15 protein-coding genes are annotated in these 17,696 nt (G+C 72.5%); 9 read left to right on the forward strand and 6 right to left on the reverse strand.

What is annotated here, in order from left to right:
* Positions 1-183: 183 nt before the first annotated feature.
* The gene (gene afsK / locus IE269_RS24260; RefSeq protein WP_189825234.1) at positions 184-2,556 is read right to left on the reverse strand and encodes a protein serine/threonine kinase AfsK; all 2,373 of its coding nucleotides are present in this window, start codon (positions 2,554-2,556) and stop codon (positions 184-186) included.
* A 251-nt stretch (positions 2,557-2,807) separates the two neighbouring features.
* Complete coding sequence (kbpA, locus tag IE269_RS24265; RefSeq protein WP_189825235.1) at positions 2,808-3,623, reverse strand: AfsK-binding protein KbpA; 816 nt, start codon at positions 3,621-3,623, stop codon at positions 2,808-2,810.
* 279 nt (positions 3,624-3,902) lie between these two features.
* On the opposite strand from kbpA, the gene IE269_RS24270 reads away from it, so the two are divergent.
* Positions 3,903-4,550, forward strand: coding sequence for a TetR family transcriptional regulator (locus tag IE269_RS24270; protein ID WP_189825236.1), 648 nt, complete (start codon positions 3,903-3,905; stop codon positions 4,548-4,550).
* A gap of 98 nt (positions 4,551-4,648) precedes the next feature.
* Here the strand turns inward: IE269_RS24270 and IE269_RS24275 are convergent, their stop codons facing one another.
* Complete coding sequence (locus IE269_RS24275; RefSeq protein ID WP_189825237.1) at positions 4,649-5,149, reverse strand: nitroreductase family deazaflavin-dependent oxidoreductase; 501 nt, start codon at positions 5,147-5,149, stop codon at positions 4,649-4,651.
* Positions 5,149-6,183 carry an acyl-CoA dehydrogenase family protein gene (locus IE269_RS24280; RefSeq protein ID WP_189825238.1) on the reverse strand — a complete coding sequence of 345 codons (1,035 nt, stop codon included), beginning with the start codon at positions 6,181-6,183 and terminating at the stop codon, positions 5,149-5,151. The genes IE269_RS24275 and IE269_RS24280 overlap by 1 nt, the downstream gene beginning before the upstream one ends.
* A 130-nt stretch (positions 6,184-6,313) precedes the next feature.
* Here IE269_RS24280 and IE269_RS24285 point away from each other — a divergent pair, with 130 nt between their 5' ends.
* The 3 genes from IE269_RS24285 (at position 6,314) to IE269_RS24295 (ending at position 9,660) form a co-directional block, all read left to right on the forward strand.
* Entirely contained in the window at positions 6,314-7,504 is a 1,191-nt protein-coding gene (locus IE269_RS24285) for a thiolase C-terminal domain-containing protein (protein WP_189825239.1), read from the forward strand.
* A gap of 167 nt (positions 7,505-7,671) precedes the next feature.
* On the forward strand, positions 7,672-8,910 hold the full coding sequence (locus IE269_RS24290; protein WP_189825240.1) for an FAD-dependent monooxygenase: 1,239 nt from the start codon (positions 7,672-7,674) through the stop codon (positions 8,908-8,910).
* Positions 8,911-8,982: 72 nt separating this feature from the next.
* On the forward strand, positions 8,983-9,660 hold the full coding sequence (locus IE269_RS24295; RefSeq protein WP_189825241.1) for a pyridoxine/pyridoxamine 5'-phosphate oxidase: 678 nt from the start codon (positions 8,983-8,985) through the stop codon (positions 9,658-9,660).
* 162 nt (positions 9,661-9,822) lie between these two features.
* On the opposite strand, the gene IE269_RS24300 is transcribed toward IE269_RS24295, so the two are convergent.
* Positions 9,823-10,254: a Zn-ribbon domain-containing OB-fold protein gene (locus tag IE269_RS24300; RefSeq protein WP_189825242.1), complete on the reverse strand. Its 432-nt coding sequence runs from the start codon at positions 10,252-10,254 to the stop codon at positions 9,823-9,825.
* The gene (locus IE269_RS24305) at positions 10,254-10,703 is read right to left on the reverse strand and encodes a DoxX family membrane protein (protein ID WP_189825243.1); all 450 of its coding nucleotides are present in this window, start codon (positions 10,701-10,703) and stop codon (positions 10,254-10,256) included. Before IE269_RS24305 ends, IE269_RS24300 begins: the two co-directional genes overlap by 1 nt.
* Positions 10,704-10,884: 181 nt before the next feature.
* Between IE269_RS24305 and IE269_RS24310 the strand changes: the two genes are divergently transcribed.
* The 5 genes from IE269_RS24310 to IE269_RS24330 all read left to right on the forward strand — a co-directional run bounded on the left by IE269_RS24310 (position 10,885) and on the right by IE269_RS24330 (position 17,695).
* Positions 10,885-12,069: a flavin-containing monooxygenase gene (locus tag IE269_RS24310; RefSeq protein ID WP_189825244.1), complete on the forward strand. Its 1,185-nt coding sequence runs from the start codon at positions 10,885-10,887 to the stop codon at positions 12,067-12,069.
* Positions 12,070-12,142: 73 nt separating this feature from the next.
* Positions 12,143-13,567: a serine/threonine-protein kinase gene (locus IE269_RS24315; protein WP_189825245.1), complete on the forward strand. Its 1,425-nt coding sequence runs from the start codon at positions 12,143-12,145 to the stop codon at positions 13,565-13,567.
* 83 nt (positions 13,568-13,650) lie between these two features.
* On the forward strand, positions 13,651-14,478 hold the full coding sequence (locus tag IE269_RS24320; protein WP_189825246.1) for an NmrA family NAD(P)-binding protein: 828 nt from the start codon (positions 13,651-13,653) through the stop codon (positions 14,476-14,478).
* Between the two features lie 130 nt (positions 14,479-14,608).
* Positions 14,609-15,133: a DinB family protein gene (locus IE269_RS24325; protein WP_189825247.1), complete on the forward strand. Its 525-nt coding sequence runs from the start codon at positions 14,609-14,611 to the stop codon at positions 15,131-15,133.
* Positions 15,134-15,391: 258 nt separating this feature from the next.
* On the forward strand, positions 15,392-17,695 hold the full coding sequence (locus IE269_RS24330) for an acetate--CoA ligase family protein (protein ID WP_189825248.1): 2,304 nt from the start codon (positions 15,392-15,394) through the stop codon (positions 17,693-17,695).
* The last annotated feature ends 1 nt before the right edge of the window (position 17,696 follow it).

The raw sequence follows: 17,696 nt of genomic DNA on the forward strand, positions 1-17,696 counted from the left end.
TTTCGCCCCGGCCCCGCCCCTTCACCTGAAGCGCTCGCCGCGCGGCTGGCATCTCAGCCCGTCCGGCGTTTGAGGACGCGCGGCGAAGCCGTGCAGGGGGCAAGGGGCGCAGCCCCATCGGGAACAGCACCCCACCACCGGCCGCACCGTGCAACGGACCCCACCCGAAGCCCCCCGGAGGGCTCAGCGGGCCCGGCCCGTGGCGGTGCCCTTCACCGCGTCCAGTGCGTACACGCAGCGGTCCTTGCTGCAGGCGTAGACGATGCCGGCCTCGGCCACCGGCGAGCCGGTGATCTCGCCGCCCGTCTTGAGCTTCCAGCGGAGCTGACCGCCCACCGCGTCCACCGTGTAGAGGCAGTGGTCGGCGGAGCCGAAGTGGACCCGGCCGTCGGCCACCACCGGCGCCCCGACCAGTTCGCCCCCGGCGGCGAAGCGCCACTTCGGGGTGCCCGTGACCGCGTCCAGCGTGTAGAGCGCGCTGCCGCTGCCCACGTGCACATGGCCCGAGGCGACCAGCACCGGTTCGGTCGACTGGCGGGACTCGGTCGCGATCCGCCAGCGGTCCTTGCCGGTCGACGCGTCCAGTGCGTACACCGTGCCGAGGTAGTCGGCGAGGTAGATCCCGCCGCCGGTCACGGCGGGGCCGGGCGCGAAGGCGGGCGGGGAGAGGAAGACCGCCGGTGCCTCGAAGTGCCAGCGGACGTGCCCGGAGTCCCGGTCGACGGCGAGGACCCGGGTCCCGGCGGAGATGTAGACGTAGCCGTCCTCGGCGGAGGTCACCCGCACCGGCACGTTCCCGCAGGACGCCGCGTCGCCGACGGGATACGACCAACGCTCCACGCCGGAGCGGGAGTCGAGGGCCCGCAGCCTGGCGTCCTGCCACACGAAGACCGTGTCGCCGTGCAGGTCGGGCCCCGCCTCCGGGGTCTCGAAGTCGGTCTGCGCGCCGGTGATCTCCCACAGCTTCTGCCCGCTGGAGGCCTCCCAGGCCTGTACGCCGCCGCCCCGGGTGCCGGTGACGACCGTCCCGCGTCCGGCCTTGAGGGAGTACACCCAGGCGTCGGTGGGCAGCCGCCACCGTTCCGCCCCGTCGGCCGCGTCGAGCGCGTACAGCGTCGGCCCGTCGGAGGCGTGGATGCGGCCCCCGGAGACCGCCATCGCCCAGGCGACGTCGCGGGTCTTGAACTGGCGGCGGCCGGACGCCACGTCCAGCGCGTGCACCTCGAAGGAGGTGACGTAGACGAGGTCGCCCGCGACGGCCGGCGTGCCCCACACGTCGTTCGACATGCGGAAACGCCAGGGCCGCCACCCGCCGGGCGCGGGCCCCTCGGGCGGCTGCTGCGGGGGTACGGCGGCGGGCGCGACCGGCGCCCCGTTCACGGCGGCCCCGCCGGGCGCGCGCACCCAGCCGGTGGCGGACTCGGCGACGGCCGCGGCCGCCCCGTGCCCGTCGGCGACCCGGGGGCCCGGCCCGATCGGCACCTTCGCCCCGGCGAGCCGGATCGGCCCGTCCGCGTACGACGGCGGGGGTGCGGCCTGGCCGGTGCGCGGGTCGTGGTTCCAGTCACGGGGCGGGTACGGCGGCGGACTCGGCGGGCGCGGCGGCGGCGAGGGGTCGCGGGGCGGGGACGACTTGTAGGGGGGCGCGGTCGGGGTGACCCGGCCGCCGCCCCGGCGCTGCTCGATCATCGCGGTGGCCCGTCCGGGCAGCCACGCGGAGGCGGTGCCGGAGTCGTCGCCGCCGGAGGAGAAGAGGTGCGGGGCGAGCTGGGCCTGGAGGTCGGCGGGGCTGGGCCGCATGGCGGCCTCCATGCCCATGCAGGACTCGATGAGCGGACGCAGCTCGTCCGGGAGTCCTTCCAGGTCGGGGCCCTCGCGGAGCAGCATGAAGACGGTCTCGACGGGGTTCGCCCCGTGGAAGGGGGCGTGCCCGGTCGCGGCGAAGACCAGGGTGGAGCCGAGCGAGAAGATGTCGCTCGCCCCGGTCACGCTGCGGGAGTCGCGGGCCTGCTCGGGCGACATGTACGCAGGGGTGCCGACCGCGACGTTCGTCATGGTCAGGCGGGTGTTGGAGACACCGGACGCGATGCCGAAGTCGATGACGCGGGGGCCGTCCTCGACGACGAGGACGTTGGAGGGCTTGAGGTCGCGGTGGACCAGGCCCGCCCCGTGGATGGACTGGAGGGCCTCGGCGATGCCGGCGGCCAGCCAGCGCACCGCGTTCGCGGGCATGGGCCCGCACTCGTTCACTATTTCTTCGAGCGAGGGGGCCGGGACGTACGCGGTGGCCAGCCACGGCACGGCCGCCCTCGGGTCGGCGTCGACCACGGCCGCCGTGTAGAAGCCGGAGACGGCGCGCGCCGCCTCGACCTCACGCGTGAAGCGGACCCGGAACAGCTGGTCCTCGGCGAGTTCCGTCCGTACGGTCTTGATCGCCACCCGGCGACCCGACGCGGAGCGCGCCAGATAGACGAGCCCCATCCCTCCGGCCCCGAGCCGTCCGAGGACCTCGAACGGGCCGATCCGCCGCGGATCGTGCTGCGTCAGCTGCTCCACTTGCCTGCCACCTCCCCGTACCAGGCCGCGAAACACAGCCCCGGGGGCATTCTTCCTGCCGAAGGCCGCAGTGGCTAACCCGGGGCCGGAATGGAATGTTTCCCCCCATTCCGTACACGTTTGGTGGAGATTCCGGTCGCAAGTGGAAGCGGCGGGACCACTTTGCGGCCGCGCGAGCGCACTCCCGGGCCGCGCAGGCACGCCCCATGAGCTGCGCAGGGACGCCCCCGAGCTGCGCAGGCTCGCCCCGGCTACCCCTTCGGCTCCTGGAGCACCGCGAACACCGCCCCCTGATTGTCGACCAGGATCGCCATCCGCCCGTACGGAATGTCGAACGGGGGCTGGCTGACCCGGCCGCCGAGCCGCTTGGCCTCCGCCGCGGTCGCGTCGCAGTCCTCGACCATGAAGTAGCTGAGGAAGTGCGCGGGCATCTCGGCGGGGAGGGCGTCGGTGATGACGGCCCGTCCGCCGATCGCGGTGTCGTCGCCGGGCTCGGTGCCCGCGGGCGACCAGGTGCGGAAGGCGACGCCGCTCTCGTCGTCCGTCAGCTCGGCCAGGTCCTGCGTACCGAAGCCGAAGACCTTGTCGTAGAAGGCGTCGACGCGCTCCAGGTCGGCCTCGCGCACATACGCCTCGGTCCAGCAGAAGGCGCCGGGCACAGCCGTCCGCTCGAAGCCGGGGTGGCTCGCGCCCTGCCAGACGCCGAAGACCGCGCCGCCGGGGTCGGCGATCTGCGCCATCGTGCCGTACGGGCCCACGGGCATCGTGTCCATGACGATCTGGCCGCCGGCCTCGCGGGCCCGGGCCACCAGGGCGGCGGTGTCCGGGGTGGCGAAGTAGACGCCCCAGGCGGTGGGCATCCGGCCGTCGGCCTTGGCGGCGAGCGCCGCCACGTTCTTCCGGTCGTCGCCCTCGCCGACGTACGCCTGCGTGTAGTAGCCGTATTCCTTGTCCGCGGGCTCGTCGAAGGTCCAGCCGAACAGGCCGCCGTAGAAGCGCCTGCCCGCCTCGACGTCGGGCAGCGCCACATCGATCCAGCAGGGCACACCTTCAGCGAATGCGGTCATGGACCGATCCTTCCCGCTTGGGGAAATCCCCGCTCGGAGATATCCACCGACGTTGTCCACAGGCTGTTGATAACACTATTGGGGGATGCCTGTGGACGCCCTGCTGCATACCGCCATTCGAAGTCCCCGGGGGCCCGGCCGCCCCGCCGCTGTCCCCTTTATGCGCCCCGGCCGCACCTTCCGCCTCTTCCCGCCCCCGTCAACTCCGGCCAAGTCTGGCCGGAAACCCATTTGCACTCGCCGAATCGCGCTCCGATCACCCCTCGGTAAGCTGACGGCATGACAGGACAAGTACGCACCGTCGACGGCCGCGTGGCCGGTCGACGCGGTCAGGCGACGCGGCAGAAGCTGCTCGACTGCCTCAGTGAAATGCTCAGCTCGTCCCCCTACCGGGACGTCAAGGTCATCGATGTGGCCCGCAAGGCCGGGACTTCGCCCGCGACCTTCTACCAGTACTTCCCCGACGTCGAGGGCGCCGTCCTCGAAATCGCGGAGGAAATGGCCAAGGAGGGCGCGGGGTTGACCGACCTCGTCGCCGGGCGCTCGTGGGTCGGCAAGGCCGGGGCGCAGACCGCCGAACAACTCGTGGACGGATTCCTCGACTTCTGGCGGAAGAACGACGCCATCCTGCGCGTCGTCGACCTCGGCGCGGCGGAGGGCGACAAGCGGTTCTACAAGATCCGCATGAAGATCCTGAACTCCGTCACCAACTCCCTGACGGACGCGGTGAAGGACCTCCAGTCGAAGGGCAAGGTCGACAAGGACGTGTCGCCGGCGGCGATGGCGGGCTCGCTCGTCGCGATGCTCGCGGCCGTCGCCTCGCACCAGAAGGGCTTCACCACCTGGGGCGTCAAGCAGGCGGAACTCCGCCCGAACCTGGCGCAGTTGGTCCACTTGGGCATCACGGGCAAAAAGCCCGCCAAGTAGCAGAACCCGTACCGGACGAACCCCCACCAAGTCCTGTCACCCGACGGCGGACCACGCATGTGGTCCGCCGTCGGCGTATCCGGCCTTCAGGAACGGGCTCAGCGCCGCTCGATCCGGAACAGCCGGATCTCCCGCTCGATCCTCTTCTGGTACGTCGCGTACGGCGGCCAGAACCCCAGCACCGCCCGCCACGCGTCCGCCCGCTCCTCCCCCGCGAGCAGCCGCGCCCGCACCGGAATGTCCTGCCCCTCCCAGTGCACGGAGACCTCCGGGTGGGCCAGCAGGTTGGCGGTCCAGGCGGGGTGCCCCGGACGGCCGAAGTTGGACCCGATGAGGATCCAGGTCCCCTTCTCCGGCTCCGGCATGCAGGCCAGCGGGGTCTGTCGCGGCTGCCCGGTCTTCGCGCCGCGCGCGTGCAGGATCACCCCCGGCAGCATCCGGGTGCTCATCATCGTCCGGCCCTTGCTGAGCCGGTGGACGGCACGGTCCACGGCCGGGATGACGTGCGGGGCGATCCGCGCGAAGGTCCGCGTGGAGGACACCTTCTGCATCATCTTCACGCCCACCGGCGTGCCCGCACTCTTGCTGGTCCTCGCCATCACACGGCCTCCCGTCCCGCTGCTCCCGCTTCGGTACGCCCGAACGCCCCCGACACCTCCACCGCCCGCGCCCGCAGCCGCTCGACCGGCCCGAACAGCACCTCGTCGGCGGCCGCCCGCGCGAAGCAGTCCCGCGCCTCCCGGGCGCCGTCACCGCCGCCGACCCGCATGACCTCGGTCGCTGCCGTACGGAGCGCCTCCAGCCCCTGCGCGAGGGCGAGCACACCGCCGCTCGCGTCCGCCGGGTGCCAGACGGTGCGGTACGCCGCCGAGCGCGCCGCCTCCACCGCCGCGTACGCCTCGGCGAGCCGGACCCGTCCCCCGGCCCGGTCGGCGGCCGGTGCGAGGAGCCGTTCGGCGACCCCGACGGCCTCGGCCGCCAGCACGACGGCCGCAGTGCGCCCGACCGTGCCGAGCGCCTCCGCCACCCCTTCCCCGCTTCCGAGCAACTCCCCGTCCACGTAACGCAGTTGCAGGGTGGCCTGCGGGCGCGCCTCCTCCGCCGCCGTCTGCCGCACACGGGCGAGCCCGACGGCTTCCTTCGCCCGTACGAGGAAGAGCAGCACCCGGCCCCGGGCGAAGCCGCCGGTGTGCGCGGCGACCAGGAGCAGGTCGGCGCTGTGCCCGTCGAGCACCTGCTCGGCCTGCCCGTAGAGCACCCAGCCCTTCTCGCCACGGCGCGCCTGCACCCCGCCGGAACGTCCGCCTCCGGCCCAGCCGCCGTCGGCGTTGTCGCCGGTCAGCCCGAGCGCGACGGACAGCGCGGCACCGGAGACGGCGAGCGCGGCACTGCTGTGACCTGCGACGAGGTCCGGCAGCAGGGTGGCGCGCTGCTCCTCGGTGCCGAGGGCGGCGAGCAGTGGCGCGGCGAGTACGTCGGTCGTGAGCAGCGGCGGGGCGAGTGGCGCACGCTCCAGCCCCTCGGTGAGCCGGCACCAGAGCTCCCGGCGGTGCTCCCCGGGGGCCGTCGCGTCGAGCAGTTCGTGCAGAGTGCGGCGGATCGCGTCCTGCTCCGCGGTGAAGGCGGCATCCATCCGGTGTGCTCCTCCCCTGAATCTGACGGGGCGTCATGCTAGAGCGCGACCGCTGGGATGCCCATAGCAAGACCACCCTCAATCCCCTTGGCCACATGCGCACTTGAACATCTGATGTACCGTCAGATTCATGACACCCACACCCCTGAGGACCCCCCGGGCCGGGACCCGCAAGGTCGCCGTCGCCGGTGTCGCGCTCGCCGACTGCGGACGGGTGGACGACGCCACCCCGTACGCGCTGCACGCCCAGGCCGCCCGCCGGGCGCTCGCCGACTCGGGCCTGGACCGCTCGGTGATCGACGGCTTCGCCTCCGCCGGACTCGGCACGCTCGCACCCATCGAGGTCGCCGAATACCTGGGCCTGCGCCCGGCCTGGGTGGACTCGACCTCGGTCGGCGGCGCCACCTGGGAGGTCATGGCGGCCCACGCCGCCGACGCCATCGCCGCAGGTCACGCCAACGCGGTACTCCTCGTCTACGGCTCGACGGCCCGCGCCGACATCAAGGCGGGGCGGCGCACCTCGAACCTCTCCTTCGGCTCGCGCGGCCCGCTCCAGTTCGAGGTGCCGTACGGGCACACGCTCGTCGCCAAGTACGCGATGGCCGCGCGCCGGCACATGCACGAGTACGGGACGACCCTGGAGCAGCTCGCCGAGGTGGCGGTGCAGGCGCGGGCGAACGCGGCGACCAACCCGGACGCGATGTTCCGCACTCCGCTGACCGTGGACGAGGTCCTCTCCGGCCCGATGATCGCCGACCCCTTCACCAAGCTGCACTGCTGCCTGCGCAGCGACGGGGGCTGCGCGGTGCTGCTGGTCGCCGAGGACTACGTACCGGATCTGGCGAAGGAGCCGGTGTGGGTGCTGGGTTCGGGGACGTCGGTGTCGCACACGACGATGTCGGAGTGGGAGGACTTCACGGTCTCGCCCGCCGCACGGAGCGGCCGACTGGCTTACGAGCGGGCCGGGTTGAGCCCCGCTGATGTGGATGTGGCGCAGATCTACGACGCCTTCACCTACATGACGCTGGTGACGCTCGAAGACCTGGGCTTCTGCGCGAAGGGGGAGGGCGGGGCGTTCGTGGAGAAGGGGCGGCTGCTGCGGGACGGAGGACTGCCGGTGAACACGGACGGGGGCGGGCTCTCGGCCTGCCATCCGGGGATGCGGGGGCTGTTCCTGCTGGTGGAGGCGGTACGGCAGTTGCGGGGCGAGGCCGGGGATGGGCAGGTGCGCAAGGCGGGCGGGCGGTTGCCGGAGGTGGCGGTGGCGTCGGGGACGGGGGGCTGGTTCTGCTCGTCGGGGACGGTGCTGCTGGGGAGGTGAGCGAGGAGGGCAATGCTGCGGAGCCCTTCGGAATCCACACCTCCGTTTAAATCTATACAAGCGTCATAGACAAGCGTCTTACACACTCGTACAGTCGAGTCATCGACCGGCGCACGCACACACGGTGCACCCGCCCGAGTCGCCGACTCGCCTACGAGGAGACCGCCATGAGCACGAAGACCTCCCCCGTCCGCACCGTCCTGATCTCCGGCGCGAGCATCGCCGGACCCGCGCTCGCCCACTGGCTCCACCGGTACGGCTTCACGCCGACCGTCGTGGAGCGCGCCCCCGAACTGCGCTCCGGCGGCTACAAGGTGGACCTGCGCGGCGAGGCCGTCGAGGTCTGCGAGCGGATGGGGATCATGGACGAGGTCCGCGCCCACTCCACGGACATGCAGCTCGGTGCGTACGTCGACGCGGACAACCGGGTGGTCGGGGAGATGCCGGCAGCGTTCTTCGGCGGGCGGGTGGACGGCGACGACGAGATCATGCGGGGCGATCTGGCCCGGATCCTGTACGAGCGGACCCGTGACGACGTCGAGTACCTCTTCGGCGACTCGATCGCCTCGCTCACCGAGGACTCCGACGGCGTGCTCGTCACCTTCGAGAACGCGCCGCCGCGCCGCTTCGACCTGGTCGTGGGCGCCGACGGGATGCACTCCCACACCCGCCGCCTGGTCTTCGGCGACGAGGAGCGCTTCCGGCGTCACCTGGGCGCGTACATCTCGATCTTCACCGCGCCGAACGACCTGGAGCTCGACCGGCGCGAGGTGTACCACGTGGTGGTGGACAAGATGGTGTGCGCGTACAGCTCGCAGGGGCAGCAGACGGCCCGCAACATGTTCGTCTTCGCCTCGCCGGAGATCCCGTACGACCACCGCGACACGGCCGCGCAGAAGCGCATCCTGCACAACACCTTCGCGCAGAACGAGTCTTGGGAGATCCCCCGGCTCCTCTCCCACGCCGCTTCCGCCGACGACTTCTACTTCGACTCCATCAGCCTGATCGAGATGGACCGCTGGTCGAAGGGCCGCGTGGTCCTGCTCGGCGACGCCGCGCACTGCGTCTCCCCGGCGGCGGGCCAGGGCACGGGCCTCGCCCTCATCGGCGCGTACACCCTGGCCGGTGAACTGGCCGCCTCCCGGGGCGACTTCCGCCAGGCCCTCGATGCGTACGAACGCCACATGCGCCCCGGTGTCGAGCACACCCAGGACTTCGCCCGCAAATTCGTCACCCAGATGACGGTCGACCGCCAGTGGAAGATCCGCCTGCGCCTGCTGATGCTGCGGACGCTGCCGAAGATGCCGTGGCGGAACCTCATCGCGAAGAAGATCACGGAGGACGTGCAGAAGGCGGCGCACGTGGTGCCGCTGAAGGGGTACGGGGCGGGGCGGGTGGCGGCGTGAGGGAGCGGGGCGCAAGAGGGGGGGCGGGGCGTGCCTGCCGTGCGCCGCGACGGCCGTAGGCACAATCACGGCATGACGACCGACGACCCCGCCTCCCGCGACTTCCGCACCCTGCTCCACTCGCTCCGGGTCTGGGACGGCATCCCGCTCCCGGCCTTCGACACTGCCGCCGCTCCCGCCGCCCCGCTCCCCCTCTTCCGCACCTGGCTGCGGGAGGCCGCCGAGGCCGGGCAGGTCGAGCCGCACGTCATGACGCTGGCCACCGCCGACGCGGACGGGCGCCCCTCGACCCGGGTCCTGACCCTCCACGACGCGGACGACGACGGCTGGCACTTCGGCACCCACAGCACGAGCCGCAAGGGCCGCGAACTGGCCGCCCGCCCGGACGCCGCCCTCGGCTTCTACTGGCCGGCGCAGGCCCGCCAGGTCCGGATCGAGGGAACGGTCCTCACCGGCACCCCGGAAGCCGCGACGGCCGACCTGCACGCCCGCTCGACGGGGGCGCTGGCGGCGGCCCTCACCGGGCGGATGAGCGAGGTACTGGGATCGCAGGCCGAGTTGGCGCAGGCATCGGAAACCTCCTGGGCACGCGCCGAGGCCGACCCGACCCTGACCGCGCCGACCTGGACGCTGTACTCACTGGTCGCACGCGAGGTCGAGTTCTTCCAGGGCGACGCACGACGCCAACACGTACGCCTGCGATACCGCCGCGAAGGGGACGGCTGGGTACGGGACCTGCTGTGGCCCTGAAAGGGGCGCGGGGAACTGCGCGCCCAGCCACAACACACCCGCACGGAACCGGTCCCTTTGCCCCGCGGGTTTAGGTGAAGGGGCGGGGCAGGGGCAAAACCACCCCGGTTCCGGGCGCAGGCACAAAGAGGGCCCGCCCCCGGCACGACGCATACCGCCCCCCTACCGCTCACCCGCAACGCGGAACACCGGCACCGCGTACCCCTCCCCCTCCCGGAACGCGACCTCCACCCCCGCCCCGATCCGCAGCTCCGACTCCGCACACCCCACGACCTCGGTCATCATCCGTGGCCCCTCCTCCAGGTCCACGACCGCAGCAACGTACGGAACACGCTCCCCGAAGGGCGGCAGGTCGTTGCGGTGCACCACGGACCAGGTGTAGAGGGTGCCGCGCCCGCTGACCTCCTCCCACTCGACGTCCTCGCTCCAGCAGTACGGGCAGAACTCCCGGGGATAGTGGTGCGCCCGCAGGCACGCGCCGCAGCGGCGGACCAGCAGCCGGCCCTCGGCGGCGGCCTGCCAGTAGGGGCGGGTGAAGGCGTCGATGTCGGGGTCGGCAGGGGAGGGCGCGCGCGTGGCCCCGTCAGCAGTCATCAGAAGAGTCCGATCGCATGGTCGAGGGACCAGGTCTGCCAGGACATGGCAAAGAGGGCGACCAGCGAGATGAGCGCCATCATCGCGTTCTGCCCCTGCTCGGCCCAGTCGTGGATCATCAGGACGAGGTAGAGGAGGTTGAGCAACAACCCGCCGACGAGGGCGACCGGGGTGAGGAATCCGGCGATCAGCCCGAGCCCGAGGGCGAGTTCGGCGTAGACGACGACGTACGCCATCGTCTTCGGCCGGGGCGCGACGACCTTCTCGAAGCCGCGCTTGACGAAGGGCCACTTGTGCTTGCCCGCGACGTCCGCCGCCCAGGCGATGCCGGTGCCCCGCTCGAACCACCCCTTCTTGTCCTTGTGACGCCAGCTCTCCAGCCACCAGAGGCCGAGGCCGATACGGAGCACGGCGAGCCATTCCGCGCCGGTGAGCCAGAGGGACTCCATGCGAACCTCCCTTCCCGGAACACTTTCTGACGGGCCGTCAGTTGACCGGATCGGACGCCACTCCGCAAGAGGCGGGGCCCCTGTCCGGACGAAACCCCCACCCCACGTGATCAATTCGCAACCCGATCCCCCACATGACCGAGACCCATCAACCCCACCCCCGCCACTACGCTCACGCCTCATGGCCCCCACCGACACCTCTCCCGGCATCGCCACGACCAACGACCGCCCGGTCTACGTCATCGGCGCCGGCCCCGGCGGACTCGCCGCCGCGGCGGCCCTGCGCGCACGCGGGGTCCGCGCGGTGGTCCTGGAGAAGTCCGACCGGGTCGGGGCCTCCTGGCGCGCCCACTACGACCGCCTCCACCTGCACACCACCCGCGCCCTCTCCGGCCTCCCGGGGCTGAAGATGCCCCGCTCGTTCGGGCGCTGGGTGTCGCGGGACAACGTCGTCCGGTACCTCGAAAAGTACGTCGAGCACCACGAGTTGGAGATCGTCACCGGCGTGGAGGTGTCGCGCGTCGAGCGCACCGCCGACGGCACCGCCTGGCTGCTGCACGCCAGCGGAGGGCGCGAGCTGACCGGTTCGGCGGTGGTGGTCGCCACCGGCTACAACCACACCCCGCACCTCCCCGAGTGGCCGCACTCGTCGGCGTACAAGGGACAGCTCCTGCACGCCCGCGACTACCGCAACCCCGCCCCCTTCCACGGCAAGGACGTCCTGGTCGTGGGCGTCGGCAACACCGGTGCCGAGATCGCCGCCGACCTCGCCGAGGGCGGCGCCTCCCGGGTCCGGCTCGCCGTGCGCACGGCGCCGTACATCCTGCGCCGCTCGACCGCGGGCTGGCCCGCCCAGCGCACCGGCATCCTGGTGCGCCGGCTGCCGGTGCCGCTGGTCGACAGGGCGGGCGACGTGGTCTGCCGCATCTCCGTGCCCGACCTCTCGGCGCAGGGGCTCGCGCGTCCCACCCACGGCCTGTACTCGCGGGTGAAGGAGGGTGCGATCCCGGTGCAGGACGTCGGGCTGATCACCGCGATCAGGGCCGGGAAGGTCGAGCCGGTGGCCGCCCTCGACTCCTTCGACGCGGAGACCGGCGAGGCGGTCCTCGCGGACTCCTCACGGCTGGCCCCGGACGCGGTCGTCGCCGCGACCGGCTACCGCCGCGCCCTGGAACCGCTGGTCGGCCACCTCGGCGTACTGGAATCCGACGGCCGCCCGACCTTCCACGGCGCCCGCACCTCCCCGAAGGCCCCCGGCCTGCACTTCACCGGCTTCACCAACCCGATCTCGGGGATGTTCCGTGAGATGGCCATGGACGCGGAACGCATCGCCCGCGCCCTCTCCCGCCCGCCGAAGCGCCGCTGAACCACCGTCCCGCGACCCAACTTCCTTGCCGAACAGGGCAGTCCGCCCTCACCCCCTCCCCTACGCTGAATCCGTGGCCGACGTGGACGAGGTGCTGATCGGGGGGCGCTACCGGCTCCAGGAACTCATCGGGCAAGGGGGGATGGGGCGGGTCTGGCGGGGGACGGACGAGACGCTCGGGCGTCCGGTCGCCGTCAAGGAGGTGCTGCTGCCGCAGGGGATCACGGCCGAGCAGCGGGACGTACTCCTCCGGCGCGTCATGCGCGAGGCGCGGGCCGCGGCGCGGCTCAACCACCCGGGGATCATCACCGTGCACGACGTCGTCGAGCACGCCGGGGCGCCGGTCATCGTCATGGAGTACGTCACGGGCCAGTCGCTCGCCGCGGCCGTCGCCCGCAGTGGCGGGCCCGGCGGGGGGCTGCCCGTGCGGCGGGTCGCCGAGATCGGGCTCGCGATGCTGGCGGCCCTGGAGCGCGCGCACGCGGCCGGGATCGTGCACCGCGACCTCAAGCCCGACAACGTCCTCCTCATGGACGACCGGGTGATCCTCACCGACTTCGGCATCGCGCACATGGCGGACGCGACGACCGCCCTCACCCACACGGGCACCCTCATCGGCACGCCCGCGTACATGGCCCCCGAACAGTTGGTGGGCAGGCCGCCGGAGGCCTCGACGGATCTGTGGGCGCTGGGGGCGACGCTGTACTGCGCGGTGGAGGGGCAGCCGCCGTTCAGCGCGGAGACGTTCACCGCGCTGTGCATCGCGGTGGCGACGGAGGAGCCGAGGCCGCCGCAGCGGGCGGGCGCGCTGGCCCCCGTACTGGCCATGCTCCTGACCAAGGACCCGGCACTGCGGGCGGACGCGGGGCGGGCACGGGCGGGGCTGGAGGCGGTGGTCGGCGGGGTGGGGACCGGTGGGGCGGGGACCGGTGGGGCGGTGCCTGTCGTCCCGACGCAGGTCGATCCGCGGGCGACTCCCACGCCGGTGCGGGCGCGAGCGGGGACGGGGGCGGGGGCGAGGACGGGGACGGGGCCCGATGCGCTCACCGTGAGCGCGGCCGGGCGGCGGCAGGGTCCGCAGGGGCCGCAGGGAGGCGTACCGGCGCGTCCTGCGCGGGCGCCGGGTGCGGGGATGGCGCCGGGCATGTCCAAGTGGCTGCGGTTCCTGGGGTGTCTGGCCCTGGTCTGGGCGATCGCGTTCCTGCTGCCGTGGAACCGCATGCGAGGCCTCACCCTGATCGGCCTCCTCGTCATGTTCGCCGTCGCGGCGCTGAACGCCTTCCCCCGGCCCCGACTGCGGCCGGTGGCCGTCTGGGGGTGCGCGGTGGTGGCCAACCTGGCCCTCTTCGTGGCACTGGGGCTGCTGGTCCGGGTCGGCTTCGGACGGGGACCGCTGCACAGCCTCGTCAACGCGCTCCTCATGGGTACGGGCGCGTGGCTCATGTGGTGGAAGCTGCGGGTACGCGAGGACCGACCGACACCCCAACTAGGCCACTAATTGGCCTAGTTGACCCTTACCCTCCCCGTACGGCGGACCGGGCGCCCCCTCGCGCCCCGGCGACGCACGACACGAGGAGCAGCATGACGATTCTGGTGACAGGCGCGACGGGCAACCTCGGCCGGCTGGTGGTCGAGCGCCTGCACGAGGACGGCCATACGGTACGGGCGCTGACGCGCGACGCGTCGGCCCGGGCGGCGGCCGGGCTCCCCGAGGGCGTCGAGGTGGTGGAGGGCGACCTCACCCACCCGGACACCCTGTCCGCCGCCCTCGACGGCGTCACCGCCCTGCACCTGCTCGGCTCCACGGGACACGACCACACCCCCCTCGCCGCCCCCTCCGACCTCCTGAACCTCGCCGCCGGGGCGGGCGTGCGGCGACTGACCGTCCTCGCGCCCGGCGACGATGCCTGGGAAAAGTCCCTCCGCGCGAGCACCCTCGCCTGGACGCTCGTCTGGCCGATCGACTTCATGCCCAACACGCTGGGCTGGGCCGACGTCATCCGCACACAGGGTGAGGTCCGCGAACCGTACGCCTCCCGCCGCACCGCGTCCGTCGACGAGCGAGACGCCGCCGAGGTGATCGCCACTGTCCTCACCCGGGGCGGACACACCGGCGAACGCCTGGTGATGACCGGCCCGCAGGCCCTCACCCCCACCGACAAGGTCGCGGTCCTCGCCACCGCCACCGGCCAGGACCTGCGCTTCACCGAACTCACCGACGACGAGGCCCGCGCACAGTGGCGCGCGGAGGGCCGGCCCGAGGAGGGCATCGACTTCATGCTCCACATGTGGGCCACCGTCCCCGCCTCCGTGTCCCGCACCACCTCCACCGTCACGGACATCCTCGGCCGCCCACCCCGCCCCTTCACCGACTGGGCCACCACCCACGCGGCAGCGTTCCGGCCCTGAACGTGCCGCCCCAACAGCGGAGTTGCGAGCGGCCCGGCAAAAATCGGGCCGGTCTCAACCGGTGCGCTCGCGCATCCCGTGGGGCATGATCTCCGCACGGTGTTGTCCGGCAACGCGAGAGGGGCCGCAAGTGACCGCTGATATCGGGTGGCAGGACATTTCCCTGGGCCTCTTCCGGCGGCTGCGGGCCGAGCTGAACCAAGGGGTCGAGGGGCTCGACGACGCCGCCCTCGTACAGGTCCCCGCTCCCGGCACCAACTCCATCGGCTGGCTCGCCTGGCACATCGCGCGCGCCCAGGACCGGAACCTGTCCGAGCTGCTGGAGGTCCCGCAGCTCTGGCTGACCGACGGCTGGGCGGACCACTTCCACCTCCCCGCCGACCCCGCCGACACCGGCTACGAGCACTCCCGCGCCCAGGCTGCCGCCTTCCGTGCCCCGGGCAGCAAGGACCTCCTTGCCTACCACGACGCCGTCCACGGCCTCGTGGAGCGCTACTTCGCGGAAGCCCCCGACGCCGACCTGGGCCGCGTCGTCACGAGCCCCACCCTGCGCGACTCCCACACCGTCCAGGAACGCCTCCAGGCCCTCCTCGCCGACTCCTTCGCCCACGTCGGCCAGATCGCACTGCTGCGCGGCCTGCTGCCGGACGAGTAGCCCCCGCACCGGGGCCTCCCCGCCCTCCGGCCCGTCCCGCCGGAGGGCGCGTCGCCATGCGCCCTCGCGCGGCCCGTCGCCTCACCCTCTGTTCCGCTACTTCACGCCAACTCCCTTCCGTTACAGACATGCCCGTACAACAGGTCCCGCCCGCCCTGTTCCTGACGGACCGTCAATTCAGTAATCTGACAGAGCGTCAGTGAATTGCCATTCCGGTCTCCGGACGTCTCCGGACTACGAGCAGGAGCGGGCTCAGCGATGCTTGGATCAACACACGGCACCCTCACCTCCGGCCTCCGCGCCCGCGTCGTCGCCTGCGGGGACGACGCCCGGTCCGCCTCCGTGCACGGCACGACCGCCGCCGCGACCCGGGCTCCGGGCGCCGCCGCACCGGTCGCCGCCGACGTCGCGGCCTCCGGGGCCGGTACCGCCACCGCCGCCGACCTGGACGTCAGCGGGCGCCCGCTGTACGCCCCGGTCCCCGACCTGGACCGGTTCTTCCGCCCCGAGTCCGTCGCCGTCGTCGGCGCCTCCGACGCCGAGGGCCGGCCCAACACCGGGATCACCCGCCAGCTCCTGGCCTGGGCCGAGCGCGTGGGGGCCCGCCTGCACCCCGTGCACCCGACCCGGGAGGCGGTGTTCGGGCTGCCGTGCGTGCCCTCCGTCGCCGATCTGCCGGAGCAGGTCGATCTCGCTGTGCTCCTCGTGAAGGACCCCCTTCCGCTGGTGGATCAACTGGCCGATGCCAAGGTCAGGTTCGCCGTCGCCTTCGCCTCCGGTTTCGCCGAGACCGGTGAGGACGGGGCCGCCGCCCAGGCCCGCCTGGCCGCCGCCGTCGCCGCCACCGACTCGGGGTTGCGTCTCCTCGGTCCCAACACCAACCTCAACGCCTTCGAGGAGTTCCGGGAGGACCTGGACGGTCCCGCCATCGCCCTCATCACCCAGTCAGGTCATCAAGGCCGCCCTGTGTTCTCCCTCCAGCAGCTCGGGGTTCGGCTCTCCCACTGGGCCCCCACCGGCAACGAGGCCGATCTGGAGACCGCCGACTTCATCTCCTACTTCTCGCAGCTTCCCGAGGTGGGCGCGATCGCCGCCTACATCGAGGGGCTGAAGGACGGCCGTTCCTTCCTGCTCGCCGCCGACCGCGCCGCCCGCAACGGGGTGCCCGTCGTCGCCGTCAAGGTCGGGCGGACGGAGACCGGGGCCCGTACCGCCGCCTCCCACACCGGGAAGCTGACCGGCGCGGACGACGTGGTGGACGCCGCGATGCGACAGTTCGGCGTGATCCGGGTGGATGGGCTCGACGAACTCCAGGACACCGCCGCCCTGCTGGCCCGAGCCCGCAAGCCCCGGGCGGACGGCGTCGTCGTGTATTCGATCTCGGGCGGAACGGGTGCGCACTTCGCGGACCTGGCGACGGCGGCCGGACTGGAGCTGCCGACGCTGAGCGACGCCAAGCAGGCGGAGCTGCACGAGTGGATACCGGAGTATTTGAATGTGGCCAATCCGGTCGACAACGGGGGCCACCCGGTCGGCGACTGGCGCGGGCGGAAGATCATCGACGCGATCCTCGCCGACCCTTCGGTGGGGGTGCTGATCTGCCCGATCACCGGCCCCTTCCCGCCCATGAGCGACAAGCTCGCCCAGGACCTGGCGGACGCCGCCGAGGCGACGGACAAGCTGGTGTGCGTGGTGTGGGGGTCCCCCGTCGGCACCGAGGCCGCGTACCGCGAGACGCTGCTCGGGTCCTCCCGCCTCGCCACCTTCCGCACCTTCGGCAACTGCATCACCGCCGTCCGCGCCTACCTCGACCACCACCGCTTCACGGCCTCCTACCGCTCTCCCTTCGACGAGGCGCCGCGCACGCCGTCCCCTTCTTTCCGCAAGGCGCAGGCACTGATGCGTCCGGGCCAGCAGCTCAGTGAGCACGCGGCGAAGCAGTTGCTGCGGGCGTACGGCATTCGCGTACCGCGCGAGCAGCTGGTGACCAGCGCGGCGGCGGCCGTGCGGTCGGCGGCGCAGGTCGGCTACCCGGTCGTGATGAAGGCCTCCGGCCCGCAGCTCGCCCACAAGACCGAACTCGGCCTGGTGAAGGTCGGGCTGACCTCGGCCAGCCAGGTCCGGGACGCCTATCGGGAACTGACGGACATCGCCGCGTACGAGAACATCCCCCTGGACGGCATCCTGGTCTGCCAGATGGTCGCGCGGGGCGTGGAGATGGTCGTCGGCGCCGGCCGCGACGCGCTCTTCGGCCCCACGGTCACGGTCGGGCTCGGCGGCGTACTCGTGGAGGTCCTCGGCGACGCCGCCGTACGCGTACCCCCCTTCGGGGAGCCGGACGCGCGGGCGATGCTCGGCGAACTCCGGGGGCACGCACTCCTCGAGGGGGTCCGGGGGGCGCCCCCGGCGGACGTGGACGCGCTGGTGGAGGTCATCCTGCGGGTGCAGCGGATGGCTCTGGAACTCGGCGACGACCTCAGCGAGTTGGACATCAACCCGCTCATGGTCCTCCCGAGGGGTCAGGGCGCCGTGGCTCTGGACGCACTGGCCGTCTGCCGCTGAT

Origin of the sequence: Streptomyces spiroverticillatus (assembly GCA_014650415.1) — a bacterium.
GTDB classification, from domain to species: Bacteria; Actinomycetota; Actinomycetes; order Streptomycetales; family Streptomycetaceae; genus Streptomyces; species Streptomyces spiroverticillatus.